Origin of the sequence: Halomonas sp. R57-5 (genome assembly GCF_900070345.1) — a bacterium.
In the GTDB taxonomy this organism is placed as follows: Bacteria; Pseudomonadota; Gammaproteobacteria; order Pseudomonadales; family Halomonadaceae; genus Vreelandella; species Vreelandella ventosae_B.
Genome location: NZ_LN813019.1, coordinates 2265091 through 2278307 on the forward strand (window position 1 = coordinate 2265091; position 13217 = coordinate 2278307).

Sequence of the window (13217 nt, forward strand, 5' to 3'; positions counted from 1 at the left end):
TCATATAGCGCTTATCAGTGGCCCATACTGGGCGTGTGCTGTGCTATTGTCCAGCCTAGGCCAAGCCGAAGCGTCAAAGGCTATTTTTGAATAACAAGAGCAGAACATGAGTACAATTTCGTCACCTATCTTCTGGCGGGATACGCGTATGTCCTATGTGGAGCTGCGCAAGATTAGCGATGCGCGACAAGTTTGCTATGCGCCGCACAGCCATACGCATTGGTCGCTGGGGGCCGTTACCGCAGGTAAAAGCACTTTTTGCTATCGTGATGCGACGCATCAGATTAGTACGGGAGACATCGTTATGATGAACCCCCACTGGGTGCACGCCTGCAACCCCATTGAGAACCAGCCCTGGGCGTATATGATGCTCTACGTCGATACCGAGTGGCTGACTGAATTGCGTTACCAATTGGGTCTGCTAAATACGCCTTACTGGCAAGATATCGCCACCGCCGTCATTACCCAGCCAGCGCTTTATGCCGGGTACTGCGATATGGCTGCTTGTTTGCTGGATGGGCACCGCGACATTAGCGATAAGCAAACGGCGCTAGTCGAGTACTTGTCTACCATGCTGCAAGTGCTTGCTCAAGAATCCCCCGCGGTATTGCCCCAAGCGCCCAGTGCGCTAGAACAGGTCGCGGCCTATTTGCGTGCCAACTGTAGCGCTGATATATCGCTAGAGCGCCTATGTGAGCAGTCCGGCTATAGCGCTGGGCACTTGATTCGCGCCTTTAAACAGCACTTCGGACTAACGCCTCATGCTTACCTGATTAATCAGCGCATTCAGATGGGGCAGCAAGCGTTAAAACAAGGGCAACCTATCGTTGAGGCGGCTTTGAACGCTGGCTTTAATGACCAGCCCCACTTTCAAAGAACGTTTAAGCGGCTGGTAGCAGCGACACCCAACCAGTACCGCTATCCGTTACTCAACCAGTAAGACAATAGCGCTAGCCGCCAGGCAGATAGCGAGTGCGCGGTTAATCGTCAGTAAGATGATAGGACGATGAACATAGCGTTTCAGAAAAGCGCCTGCATATACCCAACTGGCCAGCGATAGCCAGCAAATAGGCAGATAGAGGCCGGCGAACAGCCATAGCAGATGGGGCTCATTAGCAGTGGTGTAGGCGCCAATGCCAGCGGCAGACGCCAGCCACGCCTTGGGGTTGAGCCACTGCATCATGGCGCCTGTCATAAACCCTGGCGCTTTAACGCCGCCTCGCTCCTGCAAGCGCCCGTCGTGCTGTAGCAGTTGATAGCTGAGGTAGAGTAAAAACAGAATACCTGCCCAGCGTAAAACCGTTTCCAGCAGCGGCGCCACACTCAGCAAAGAGTAAAGGCCAGCGCCGATGGCTAAAAATAGCGCGATAAACCCCAGCGTAGCGCCGGTTACAAAAACAAGCCCTTTAGCGATAGGGTAGTGCGTACCGCTACTCAAACAAACGATGTTGACCGGTCCCGGCGAAATAGATGCGGCAAGCGCAAATGCGGACATGGGCAGAAGTGTAGGCAGCAGTAGTGTAGCGCTCATTGTCATCCTCCTCGGTAGTGCAAGGAGTTTGCAATGGCCACTGGTGGCGGTATTGCACAAAATTGAGGTCGTTGCTTAAAGCGTTGCCCTGCTAATGGCCAAACACCGACCAGCCGGTGCGCTGCACAAACATTTCGAGCGCCTGGGTGCCCAGCAAACTATTGCCATAGGCATCCAGCCCCGGCGACCAAACGGCTATGGAGCCATGGCCGGGTGCAATGGCCAGAATGCCGCCGCCCACGCCACTTTTACCAGGCAGGCCGACGCGAAAGGCGAACTCCCCCGAGGCGTCGTAGTGTCCGCACATCATCATTAATGAGTTGATCCGGCGGGCCCGCTGGGGGGCTACCACGCGAATGCCGCTGGGTTTGTTGATACCATCCGAGGCCAAAAACAGCCCGGCATGGGCCAACTGCTCACAGCTCATGGCGATAGCGCACTGGTGAAAATAGGTGCCTAGCACCTTATCGACATCATGGCGTAAGCGGCCAAAGGCTTTCATAAAGTGAGCCAACGAGGCGTTGCGGTCGCGGTGGGCCATTTCTGAAGCGGCCACTGCGTGGTCGAAGTAAATGCTGTCATCATTGGCGATATAGCGCACAAAGCTAAGAATTTCGCCCAGCGTCTCTTTGGGCTCGTGGCCCATCATGATCGCATCGACCACCGCAATGGCCCCGGCATTGATAAACGGGTTACGCGGTTTGCCGCTTTCATGCTCTAGTTGCACGATGGAGTTGAAGGGATCACCTGAGGGCTCGCGGCCTACTTTTGACCACAGCGAATCACCCACTTGCCCTAGTGCAATGGTCAGCGTAAATACTTTAGAGATACTCTGAATCGAGAAGGGCGTGGTAGCGCAACCCGCCGAGTACACTTTGCCATCCACCGTGGCGAGCGAAATGGCGAACTGCTGTGGGTCAACATGGCCAAGCTCGGGAATATAGTCTGCGACCTTACCGCGTTCTTCGGCGTTTGCCATGGCTGCGGCAATGTCATTGATCAAGTCTTGCATGGGCGTATCGTGTACCGTCAATGGAGGCGGGGCATTACCCTAGCGAAAACGAGGGGAAATGTCTGTTAAACATAGCGTCTCTTTTAAACATAAACTGTCTGAGTACCCGCCAGTGCGCAAGATTCGGGTCGGCAACTCGCCCTTAAAAGCTTAGGCTGAAAGGAACTAAGCAGCCCCGCTAGAGAGATTACCCAATGAATGACTATGAGCGTATCGAAAAAGCCATGGCCTATATGGTGGCTCATGCGGCGGAACAGCCCAACCTGGAAACGGTAGCTGCTCATGTTCATTTGAGTGCCTTCCACTTCCAGCGGCTGTTTTGTCGCTATGCGGGGATTAGTCCCAAACGCTTTTTGCAGGCACTCACCTTAGAGCGCGGCAAGCAGTTGATGCATTCGTCCACTTCTTTGTTGGATATCGCCCATACCCTTGGGCTGAGCGGTGGCTCGCGGCTTTACGACCACTTTGTTCAGTTAGAGGCGGTCACTCCCGGCGAGTATAAGCGCCAGGGCGAAGGAGTGGAGATCGCTTATGGCGTTCACGAAACACCTTTAGGTCGCCTATTCGTCGCGGTAACGCCCCGGGGTATCTGCCGAATGGGGTTTGTCGATACGACTAATTCGGAGGAGTTACTGGCAAGATTGGCCAAAGAGTGGCCGCGCAGCACCTTTCAACATAGCACTGAGGCCACCCGCTACGCGGTGGAGAGGCTGTTCTCTCAGTCCGAAGAGGGAGCCGCCGCTGTGTCCCTACACGTGACCGGCACCAACTTCCAAATAGCGGTTTGGCGAGCGCTGCTGACGATTCCCGAGGGGCAGTTTGCCAGCTATTCCCATATTGCCCAGGCGCTAGGGGCACCTAAATCGTCCCGTGCAGTGGGCAATGCGGTGGGGGCTAATCCCATCGCGCTATGGATCCCCTGCCACCGGGTGATTCAACAAAGCGGCGCACTCGGCGGTTACCGCTGGGGATTAGAGAAAAAGCAGATGGTACAAGCTTGGGAACTGGCGCTGGCTCACACAGACAACACATCGCCCGCTCCCAGTCTAGCGACTTAATCAATCAACCCATTAGCATCATAAAACGGGAAAGGGCCAGGGTAGCGCTCAATAAACCCTTGGTGAGTCACCATACCGTTAGTCGCCGACCACTGGTGTAGCAGGTAACCGGGGGGCTCTAGCTGAAAGCTGGAGGGGCCGTCTGGGCTTAGATCCAAACTCACCTGATGGGAAACCCCAGGGCAGCTAATCGCCAAAGTGTTAGCAAAGCGGGCCTGGATTGAACGGTGCAGATGCCCACAGAGCACGCGCTCGACCTGGGCATGTTTGCCAATGACGTCGGCTAGCGCGTCTGGTCGCTTAAGCGGCTGGCGATCCATATGGTCGATGCCACTAACGAAAGGGTGGTGATGCACCATGACGAGAGTCGGTTTCTCGGGCTGCTCTGCCAGCGTAGTGTCTAGCCMCTGCAGGCTTTCATCGCTTAACTCACCGTGGGGCTTACCGGGCACTGATGAGTCGAGCCCCACTAGGCGCACCGGATAATCCTCTATCACCCACTGCAGATAGTCGCGGTGCTGAAACAGATAACGGTGCTCGGGAAAGGCGGCGCGCAGATGATCGCGGTCATCATGATTGCCAGGAATCACGTACACGGGCAGCGTTAATTCAGCCAGGATCTGCTTAAAGGTGGCGTACTCGTCAGAATGGCCAAAATCGACCAAGTCACCGCTAATCAGCACCAGGTCGGGCCGCGGCGCTAGCTGATTGAGCGTGCTAATTGCTTGGCGCAGAGCACTAGCGGTATCTACCTGGCGGTAAGAGAGTTTACCGCCCGCCTTGATATGCGGATCGCTAATCTGGGCGATAAGGCATTGCTGGGCATGCGGGGCTTTCTGAATGTTGAAACCTTGATCAGCCATTGGCCATCTCCTTGGCATTAACAGGGGCGGTGGGCTTATCTGGGTGAAAAAGCACCCTGGAGGGGAGTGCCAAACCAATCGCGGTGCCGTTTGGCCAGCGCTGGCGGGAGGGTGCCTCAATCTGGAGCGGCGAAGCGCCGCCCGTGTCCACCATCAGGCGCTGGGTCTGGCCCAGGAAAATGCTTTGTACCACTTTCCCCTTTACATCGGCTTGGTCAACGGAAACCACCTGGATATCTTCTGGACGGCAGTAGACAGTGGATACTCCCTGCAAATGGGCAGCGATGAGTTCACCTCCATGGACGACCAATCCTCCATCGGCGCGTGTGCTGATCACGTCCAGGCAGTTAACCGCACCAATAAAATCGGCCACAAAGGCATTAGCCGGCTGATGATAAATCTCTTGGGGGGTGCCCAACTGCGCGATGCGTCCGGCTTGCATGACCGCGATGCGGTCACCCAGGGCCATCGCCTCGTCTTGATCATGGGTGACATAAACCGCCGTGGTGCCTAGCTCCCGTAGAAGCTGGCCAATTTCGATGCGTAAGCGGTCGCGCAGTTTGGCGTCGAGGGCTGCTAACGGCTCATCAAACAGCAGCACCTTGGGGCGAACAGCAATGGCGCGGGCGAGGGCGACGCGCTGCTTTTGCCCACCTGAAAGGGCGTCGATGCGCCGGTCACCAAAGCCTTGTAAGTCGACCATATGCATGACTTCGTCAAGCCGATGGGCGATCTCGGCACGTGGCAAACGCTGTATTTTTAAGCCGTAGGCAATATTGTCGGCAACGCTCATATTGGGAAATAGCGCGTAGTTTTGAAACACCATTCCCACGTCGCGCTGCTCAATCGGCAGAGCGGTGACATCACGCTCGCCAAACAGTACTTGCCCGCCTTTGTCGGGGCTTTCCAGGCCGCTAATAATGCGCAGGGTGGTGGTTTTGCCGCAGCCGGAAGGGCCCAGCAGTACCAGGGTTTCGCCCGCATTAACTTGCAAATCAAGCGGCTGGAGCGCTGTGTTGCCGCCTGCGAAGGTGCGGCTGCATTGGTGTAGCGTAATGCTGACAGATGAACTCATAACGGATTCTCAAATAAAGCAATCGAATGTTTTGAAAGCGCAAGGCGCTTAGCGACGCTGCTCGGTGAGTCGTCCCGCCCACTGAATCGCCACCAGCAAGGGCACCACCATCACCAGAAATATCAGCGTGTAGGCTGAGCCAATTTCCAGTCGCATCGAGGCGTAGCTGTCGGCTAAACCGACCGGTAGCGTTTTGGTCAAGGGGGTATGCAGCATCCAGGTAATGTTGAATTCACCGATCGATAGGGTGACCACCACCAGCGCTCCTGCCAAAATGCCGCTCATACAGTTGGGGATGACCACCCCGAAAAAGCGTTGCCTAAAGCTGGCACCTAAGCTGGCGGCGGCTTCTTCCAGTTGGGGAAGCTTGGCGGTTTGCATCACGGAGAGCACCGCGCGCACCATAAAGGGCAAGGTAAACAGCACATGGCCAACCAGAATAAATASCCAGCTGCCGCGAAATTCACGGTAGCTGCCATAGGCGAGCAGTAGGGCAAGCGCGGTGGCCAGCCCAGGCACGGCAACCGGCAGCAGCAGGAGTTCTTCAATCGCATTGGCCCAGCGGCGACGGCTGCGCAGCAGGCCATAGGCGGCGGGTACGCCAATCAGGATAGTGATCAATAAACAGGCGAGCGCCAGTTTAATCGACAGCCAGATGGTATCGGCGTAGAGCTGCCACACCTCATTTACCCAGCGCAGCGTTAAGCCACTCTGCAGGCCAACAAAGTAGTTCTCGGTTAGCCCCGCCATGACTGACATTGCGACAGGCACGATCATGAACAGGCACACCAGCAGGGTGAAGCCCAATTGCAGCGTAAAGCGTAGACGCGATTTCATACGGAGGCTCCCAAGTTGCCGCCTGCCAGCCTGCGGGCAAGGCTCAATGCCATCCACGTAATCACACCCAGCACCACCGAAAGCGCGGCGGCCATGGCGAAGTTAGCGTAGTTGGTGAATTCGCCGTAGATATTGAGCGGTAGAATGCTCAATCGCGTGCCCAGGGTAAACGCCGTACCAAAGGCGCCCATGCTGGTAGCAAAGCAGATGGCACCGGTTGAGAGCAGCGCGGGTGCAATGCCGGGTACGATGACATCCTTGGTGACCTGCCAGGTGTTAGCACCTAACGAGCGAGCTGCCTCTTCAAGACTTTGATCCAGGTTGTCGCAGGCTGCCATCACCGTGGTAATGACGCGAGGAATGGAGAAGTAGAGGTAGCCAATAAATAGCCCGGCCAGTGAGTAAGCGAACATCCAGCGCTCGCCAAACAGCCACAGGCTGGTCTGCGCCAAGGCACCTTGACGCCCTCCCAGCATGATGACCAAAAAGCCCACCACCACACCTGGAAAAGCCAGCGGAAAGGTGAGGATAGCTACGAGTATGGACTTGCCAAAAAAACGCTGGCGGGCGAGAAAAAATCCGGCAACGCCCGCAATGGCAACCGCTACCAGTGACACTACCAGCGAGAGACAAACGGTGGTGGCCAGGCTGATTAAGTACTGACGATGGGTAAGAATGGTCAGGTAGGCGCTAATACCGCTGCTTGGATCAGCCTCTGCGCCCATCATGATTAGACGCGAAAAAGGCAGTAGCCAAAAGGCGCAGAAAACCACCAGAGCTGGCAGTAAGGCGAACATTGCTATAAGGCTTTTTCGACGCGCGGGCCCAACCTTTATCTGACGGCTATTAACGTAAGAAGCAGCCCCGGAGGGCTGCTTGGATGCTGCTGTCATGATTAACGAACCTCCGACAGATACCGCTCAGAGAAGCTACGCTGAGCAGCCGCCATAGCGGGGTAGTCAAGTGCCTCGGCACGGGCGTACTCGCTATCGGGCAGAAAGACTTCGCGCGCTTCAGGGGAAATGGCGTTGGCGCGCACGGGACGTAGGTAAGCATCTGCCCATACCGCTTGGCCTTGGTCAGAGAGCACGAAATCAAGCACTTGCTGGCCGTTCTCAGGGTTCGGGCCATCTTTTACCAGGCTCATAACATAAGGCACTACTACGCTGCCCTCTGCGGGAATCACAAACTCTACATTGGCACCATCGCTATGGCGTGCGCGGTAAGCGTTGAAGTCGTAATCGAGAAGAATCGGGATCTCACCAGAAAGTACTCGAGCGTAGCTGGTTTGCTTGGGCACAATTGGGTCGTTTTCGGCGAGCTGATTGAAGTAGTCGATCGCCGGGGTGAAGTCATTAAGATCGCCACCCATGGCTAGATTGACCGCCACGGCACCGACGTAGCCGACAAAGGCGCTGGCTGGGTCAAGGTAGCCCACCATGCCGCGGTACTCGGGCTTGAGCAGATCTTCCCAGGAAGTGGGCACCGGCGCGCCATCCAAGGCGTCGACGTTGACCATAAAGCCGAGGGTGCCGGAGTGAATGGCAAACCAGTTGCCTTCGGGGTCTTTTAGACCTTCAGGAATCTCATCCCAGTGTTCGGGCTGGTAGGGCGTCACTACGTCCTCTTCCATGGCTTGAATGCCGAAGGTCACCCCGTAGTAAACGACATCGGCCACCGGGCTACTGGCTTCGGCAACCAATTGGGCTAAGGATTGGCCGGAGTTTTTGTTGTCTTGCGGCACGCGAATGCCGGTCTCCTGTTCGATCAAACGCAACTGAGTGCCCCAGTCCGCCCACTCAGGCGGGCAGTTGTAGCAGATAGCGTTGTCGCTTGACTGGGCAGTAGCGACCCCTGACGCACTGATAACCGCCGTGGCCAGTAACGCTTGATAAAGACGCTTAAGGTTCATGCGTTTAAGACTCATACCAAGTTCCTCTATAAAGTGCTTAACGTGGACTTGCGGGATGCCGGGATTCCGACACTTTCGCCCTTACGCAATGCGTGGGGCAGGGGAGCGGGTGTGCATTTTTCTCCCCGAATCATGGCTAACAAGGTGTGAACCGCGGTGCGCCCAATGTCGGCGCGAGGCTGCTCAATAGTGCATAGCGATGGGTAGAGGTGCTTGCCTAAGGCAATGCCATCAAAGCCCATCACAGAAAGGTCGCCAGGCACGTTAAAACCTGCGCGTTGTAATTCGCCCATCAGGCTGATGGCGAGCAGATCATTGGTACAGATCACCGCGCTGAGAGCCTCTGGCCCTTGCAGTGCAGGTGTTAGGCTTTTCAGGTCAGCTTGGGTATGGCGGGTCATCTCAACCAACGGGCGTGCGATCAGGCCTGCCTCGCGCATAGCGTGGCAGTAACCGTCAAAGCGCTGCCGGGCGCGGTCTGACTGGAGCAACGGGCCAGCAACCATGCCAATTCGCTGGTGCCCTAGAGTGATTAAATATCGCGTGGCATCAGCGCTGGCGGCACGGTTATCGACGCCGATTGAGGGGAAACCACTATTACCGGGTGGGTTGTAGACCAGTAAGCAGGGCGTCTTTTCCAAACGCAGCTTCTCTAGCACGGCGCTGCTATCCGCTTCAGCCACGGTCAGCACCAAGCCGTCCACGCGCTGGCGCAGCATCTCCTCAACAATGTCACCCTCGCGGCTGGGCGAGTATTCGCTGGTGGTCACGATCAGTGAGTAACCAGACGCACGGGCAGCCACTTCCATGGCTTGTAGCTGCTCGGCAAACACCGGGTTATCAAGGCTGGGCACCATCACGCCAATCATCTGGGTGGCTTGCGAGCGCAGCTGCTGTGCGACTTTATTCGGCCTAAACGCCAACTGCTGTGCAGCGTTAAAAACGCGTTCTCGGGTAGCGGGTCGTACCAAGTCGGGGTTTGAAAAAGCCCGCGCCGCGGTTGCCCGGGAAACCCCGGCGAGTTTGGCGACACTAAGTAAATCAGCCATGCGAATACCTGTTGTAGATGCAATGAGATCGATCTCATTTATTAGGTATCAGCCTAGAGATGGCATATGACGAATTGATGGCGATAAAAAGTATTTTTGATTATTAAAGGAATTAGGGTGCTTGAGCGGAGACTGAACACATTGCGCCACTTAGCGCCTCCCGCTAAAGTCTTGCTCTTGTTCACCTGGGCGAGACCACTTTATGGCCACACTGATGATTCAAGGCACCACCTCGGATGCGGGTAAAAGCACCGTGGTGGCAGCCCTTTGCCGCGCGCTGGCAAGGCGTGGGATATCAGTGGCGCCATTTAAACCTCAGAATATGGCGCTGAATAGCGCCGTGACTGAGGACGGCGGCGAGATTGGCCGTTCCACTGCGTTACAGGCGCAAGCCTGCTATTTAGCGCCCCACAGTGATATGAATCCGGTACTGTTAAAGCCAGAAACCGATCGTGGCGCTCAGGTGATTTTGCGTGGCAAGGTACATGGTCATATGGATGCTCTGGATTACCACGCTTTTAAACGCACCGCTAAAGAGAGTGTAATGGCCGCGTGGCATGCGTTAGAAAGCCGCTTTGATGTGATTATTGCCGAAGGCGCGGGCAGCCCGGCTGAAATCAATTTGCGTAAAGGCGATATCGCCAATATGGGGTTTGCCGAAGCGGTAGATTGCCCGGTATTACTGGTGGGTGATATTGACCGCGGTGGTGTCTTTGCCCAACTGGTAGGTACGTTGGCGCTGTTAAGCGAGAGCGAACAGGCTCGCACCAAGGGTTTTATTATCAACCGCTTTCGGGGTGATATTGCACTGCTCAATCCTGGGCTCGAATGGTTGGAGGAGCGCACTGGAAAACCAGTGTTTGGAACATTGCCTTATCTGCAGGGGCTGGTACTCGATGCCGAAGACAGCATTGGTTTAACCCACGCTGAAAAAGCCAGCCAGACGCTCAAGGTGATCGTGCCCGCGCTACCGCGCATCAGTAATCACACTGACTTTGACCCCCTGCGGTTACATCCCCAGGYCTCGTTGTCGTTTATCCGGGCCGACCAGCCGATTCCTGCCGCCGATGTGATTATGCTGCCCGGTAGTAAAAGTACCGCAAGCGATCTGGCGTGGTTAAAACGCCAGGGCTGGGATATCGCCATTCAGCGTCATCTGCGCTATGGCGGCACGGTGCTAGGTATTTGCGGTGGCTTCCAAATGCTGGGCGAATGGGTGGATGACCCGGAGGGCCTGGAGGGGAAACCTGAAAAAGTAGCGGGGTTAGGACTGCTTCCCCTGACCACGCGCATGGTGGCGGGTAAGCAACTGCGCAATGTGAGTGGTTTAACGGTGGCGGAGGGCGCTACCGTTACCGGCTATGAAATCCATAACGGTGTAAGCGACGGGGCAGCGCTTAGTTCACCGCTATTTGAAATAGACGGACGTCCAGAAGGCGCCGTTAGCAAAGATGGCCAAATTATCGGCACCTACCTGCATGGGTTGTTTGACCACCCCGAAGCCTGCCAAGCATTGTTAAAACAGCTGGGCCTCGTGAATGGGGAGGAGAGTGATTATCAAGCCCACCGTGAACGCGAGCTCGATCGCTTAGCCGATATGCTGGAGGAGCACATTGATATTGAGGCGGTTATTGCGCTGATTGATGCTGGCGTGATGAAAGCCGTTAAGTAGATTCTTTGACCCAGTGCTCCAGCAGTAAATCAATAAATAACTGAGCGGTACTGGAGAGGCTGTGGGTATTGCTGCGTACAAGACCAATGGAACGCTGAATGCGTGGCTCAGGCAGATCTCTTGAGCACAGTGTGTCGTGATCTGGGCCAGGCATGGTCATACGCGGCAAAATAGCCACCCCTAAGCCTGACTCTACTAAACCCAAAGAGGTCGACAAGTGCTGAACCTCGTAAAAGCTGTTGAGGTGGATGCCCTCTGCCGAAAGCGCATTATCCAGCAACGTGCGGTTACCACTATCGCGGCTCACGGTGATGAGTCGCACATCTTCTAGATCGCTCCACTCAATCTGCTTTTTGCTGGCGAGCGGATGATCCGAGCGTAGTGCCAATACAAAGGGGTCGCGCAGCAGCGGGGTAAATCGCACCTCCGAGCTTTGCGCGCTGATCATGTTGATACCGAAGTCTGCCTCGCCATTAATGACTTTTTCCAGCCCCTCGTTGGCGCTGACATCCAAAATTCGGATGCGAATGCCCGGCCAAGCCTCGCTAAACACACGAATGACACTAGGCAAAAAGTAGAATGCCGCCGTCGGCAAGCAGGCAATCGTCACGGTTCCTTTTTGGTGCGTGACCAACTCCCGAATCCCCAAGATAGAGGACTCGTACTCCTCAAGCATTCGCCTGGCCCGGGGCAAAAAATCGGCCCCAATAGGCGTCAGTCGAGTACGCCTAGTGGTTCTCTCAAGTAGTTCAACTTCAAGGAGTTCTTCCAGCTTTTGGATACGGCGAGTGAGGGCCGGTTGCGACAAATGCAAGCGCTGCGCCGCCTCATGAAAGGTGCCCAATTCAGCGACCAAAATGAAGGCCTGGAGGTCAAGAAATTCGAGTCTATGCAGCATAGGATTGTTGCGCTAAGAAGGTGGATTAATAATCAAAACACATTAATGCAAAAAACGGATTTATAACAACCTATATTTGCATTTGAGACATTAAAGATTGGCTGACATTCTCCGTGCATACAGTCATCGCGAACTATGGCGGAACGATATGAACAGCATTCCTTGTGTCATTATGCGGGGCGGAACCTCTCGAGGCCCCTTTATTCGCATGAAAGACCTGCCCAGTGATCAGGCCCAGCAGGCTGATATCTTGCTGAGTTTGATGGGCTCCGGCCACGCGTTACAGATCGATGGTATTGGGGGCGGCGACCCGCTCACCAGTAAAGTGGCTATTGTAGAGCGCTCATCGCACCCTGGCGCCGATGTTGACTATCTGTTTGCTCAAGTGGATGTAGTGAACAAGCGTGTCGACTTTAACCCTAACTGCGGCAATATGCTCTCTGCCGTAGGGCCATATGCTATAGAAACGGGGCTGGTAGAACCGCAAGACGGTACCACCGTGGTAAAAGTCCATAACTTAAACACCCAGCGGTTGATCGAATGCCATGTCCCAACACCGGGGAAGCAGGTGCAGTACGAAGGCAGTGTCACCATTAGCGGCGTTCCGGGAAGTGCTGCGGGTATCCAGCTTAGCTTTTTAGACATCATGGGCAGTAAAACGGGTCAGCTGTTACCCACGGGAAACGCATGCGATGAGATAGCAGGGGTTGAGGTGAGCTGTATTGATGCGGCTACCCCGATTATGCTGCTGCGCGCTGAGTCGGTCGGATTAACCGGCCATGAATCGCCTGCCGAATTGGATGATAATGCGCCGTTGTTAACACGTTTAGAAAACCTGCGCCGCGCAGCGGGGCTACGGATGGGAATGGGTGATGTTAGTCAGAGCGTTCTTCCCAAGGTCGTGCTGATTTCAGCAGCTGAAGCGGAATTGAGCACGCTGAATGTTCGCTATTTTGTGCCTCATCGCTGCCACAAAGCCATTGCCGTCACCGGGGCGATGGCCGTTGCCGCCGCGATTAATTTACCCGGTTCTGTTGCCAATGATATGGCCATCAGCCATCAAAAGCTTTCGGCTGGGCAGCTTCTATCACAGATCGTCCTGGAGCATCCTTCTGGCTCTATTGAGCTGACGGCAGAGTATCGCCAGCAGAATGCGTTTGACCTGGCACGTGTGTCGCTTATCCGAACGGCCCGCAAAATTATGAGCGGGCAAATTTTCTACGCGACCCCTTTAAAGGCAGCGGGTAATCACGCCATCGAAACCATTGATTGAATCACGCTACCACTATTAACAACCGACAATAATCAAT

The 13217-nt window shown here is 55.3% G+C and carries 13 protein-coding genes; 4 read left to right on the forward strand and 9 right to left on the reverse strand.

Features of this window, described 5'->3' with window-relative positions:
• The first annotated feature begins 106 nt into the window (after positions 1-106).
• Positions 107-940 (forward strand): AraC family transcriptional regulator, encoded by an 834-nt coding sequence (locus tag HALO_RS10370; RefSeq protein WP_035579940.1) that lies wholly within the window; start codon positions 107-109, stop codon positions 938-940.
• Here the strand turns inward: HALO_RS10370 and HALO_RS10375 are convergent.
• Positions 926-1531 carry a LysE family translocator gene (locus HALO_RS10375; RefSeq protein WP_035579937.1) on the reverse strand — a complete coding sequence of 202 codons (606 nt, stop codon included), beginning with the start codon at positions 1529-1531 and terminating at the stop codon, positions 926-928. The genes HALO_RS10370 and HALO_RS10375 overlap by 15 nt on opposite strands.
• A 91-nt stretch (positions 1532-1622) precedes the next feature.
• Complete coding sequence (locus HALO_RS10380) at positions 1623-2543, reverse strand: glutaminase (RefSeq protein WP_035579934.1); 921 nt, start codon at positions 2541-2543, stop codon at positions 1623-1625.
• A gap of 194 nt (positions 2544-2737) precedes the next feature.
• Between HALO_RS10380 and HALO_RS10385 the strand changes: the two genes are divergently transcribed.
• Positions 2738-3601, forward strand: a complete 864-nt coding sequence (locus HALO_RS10385) for a bifunctional transcriptional activator/DNA repair enzyme AdaA (RefSeq protein WP_035579932.1) — start codon at positions 2738-2740, stop codon at positions 3599-3601.
• On the opposite strand, the gene HALO_RS10390 is transcribed toward HALO_RS10385, so the two are convergent.
• The 6 genes from HALO_RS10390 to HALO_RS10415 are packed head-to-tail and all read right to left on the reverse strand — an operon-like array spanning position 3598 to position 9337.
• Positions 3598-4464, reverse strand: coding sequence for a phosphodiesterase (locus tag HALO_RS10390; RefSeq protein WP_050713400.1), 867 nt, complete (start codon positions 4462-4464; stop codon positions 3598-3600). The genes HALO_RS10385 and HALO_RS10390 overlap by 4 nt on opposite strands.
• Positions 4457-5539 carry an ABC transporter ATP-binding protein gene (locus HALO_RS10395; RefSeq protein ID WP_035579930.1) on the reverse strand — a complete coding sequence of 361 codons (1083 nt, stop codon included), beginning with the start codon at positions 5537-5539 and terminating at the stop codon, positions 4457-4459. The genes HALO_RS10390 and HALO_RS10395 overlap by 8 nt, the downstream gene beginning before the upstream one ends.
• A gap of 48 nt (positions 5540-5587) precedes the next feature.
• On the reverse strand, positions 5588-6376 hold the full coding sequence (locus tag HALO_RS10400) for an ABC transporter permease (protein WP_050713401.1): 789 nt from the start codon (positions 6374-6376) through the stop codon (positions 5588-5590).
• The gene (locus tag HALO_RS10405; protein WP_035579927.1) at positions 6373-7269 is read right to left on the reverse strand and encodes an ABC transporter permease; all 897 of its coding nucleotides are present in this window, start codon (positions 7267-7269) and stop codon (positions 6373-6375) included. Before HALO_RS10405 ends, HALO_RS10400 begins: the two co-directional genes overlap by 4 nt.
• A gap of 2 nt (positions 7270-7271) precedes the next feature.
• Entirely contained in the window at positions 7272-8303 is a 1032-nt protein-coding gene (locus HALO_RS10410; RefSeq protein ID WP_035579926.1) for an ABC transporter substrate-binding protein, read from the reverse strand.
• Between the two features lie 11 nt (positions 8304-8314).
• On the reverse strand, positions 8315-9337 hold the full coding sequence (locus HALO_RS10415; RefSeq protein WP_035579924.1) for a LacI family DNA-binding transcriptional regulator: 1023 nt from the start codon (positions 9335-9337) through the stop codon (positions 8315-8317).
• Between the two features lie 202 nt (positions 9338-9539).
• On the opposite strand from HALO_RS10415, the gene HALO_RS10420 reads away from it, so the two are divergent.
• Positions 9540-11009, forward strand: a complete 1470-nt coding sequence (locus tag HALO_RS10420; protein ID WP_050713402.1) for a cobyric acid synthase — start codon at positions 9540-9542, stop codon at positions 11007-11009.
• On the opposite strand, the gene HALO_RS10425 is transcribed toward HALO_RS10420, so the two are convergent.
• Positions 11002-11907: a LysR family transcriptional regulator gene (locus HALO_RS10425; protein ID WP_172821669.1), complete on the reverse strand. Its 906-nt coding sequence runs from the start codon at positions 11905-11907 to the stop codon at positions 11002-11004. The genes HALO_RS10420 and HALO_RS10425 overlap by 8 nt on opposite strands.
• A 148-nt stretch (positions 11908-12055) precedes the next feature.
• On the opposite strand from HALO_RS10425, the gene HALO_RS10430 reads away from it, so the two are divergent.
• Positions 12056-13180: a 4-oxalomesaconate tautomerase gene (locus HALO_RS10430; protein WP_035579921.1), complete on the forward strand. Its 1125-nt coding sequence runs from the start codon at positions 12056-12058 to the stop codon at positions 13178-13180.
• Positions 13181-13217: the final 37 nt, after the last annotated feature.

Coding starts and splice junctions, on each gene's coding strand:
- HALO_RS10370 (WP_035579940.1), top strand. CDS start 107: ATGAGTACAATTTCGTCACCTATCTTCTGGCGGGATACGCGTATGTCC.
- HALO_RS10375 (WP_035579937.1), bottom strand. CDS start 1,531: ATGAGCGCTACACTACTGCTGCCTACACTTCTGCCCATGTCCGCATTT.
- HALO_RS10380 (WP_035579934.1), bottom strand. CDS start 2,543: ATGCAAGACTTGATCAATGACATTGCCGCAGCCATGGCAAACGCCGAA.
- HALO_RS10385 (WP_035579932.1), top strand. CDS start 2,738: ATGAATGACTATGAGCGTATCGAAAAAGCCATGGCCTATATGGTGGCT.
- HALO_RS10395 (WP_035579930.1), bottom strand. CDS start 5,539: ATGAGTTCATCTGTCAGCATTACGCTACACCAATGCAGCCGCACCTTC.
- HALO_RS10405 (WP_035579927.1), bottom strand. CDS start 7,269: ATGACAGCAGCATCCAAGCAGCCCTCCGGGGCTGCTTCTTACGTTAAT.
- HALO_RS10410 (WP_035579926.1), bottom strand. CDS start 8,303: ATGAGTCTTAAACGCATGAACCTTAAGCGTCTTTATCAAGCGTTACTG.
- HALO_RS10415 (WP_035579924.1), bottom strand. CDS start 9,337: ATGGCTGATTTACTTAGTGTCGCCAAACTCGCCGGGGTTTCCCGGGCA.
- HALO_RS10425 (WP_172821669.1), bottom strand. CDS start 11,907: ATGCTGCATAGACTCGAATTTCTTGACCTCCAGGCCTTCATTTTGGTC.
- HALO_RS10430 (WP_035579921.1), top strand. CDS start 12,056: ATGAACAGCATTCCTTGTGTCATTATGCGGGGCGGAACCTCTCGAGGC.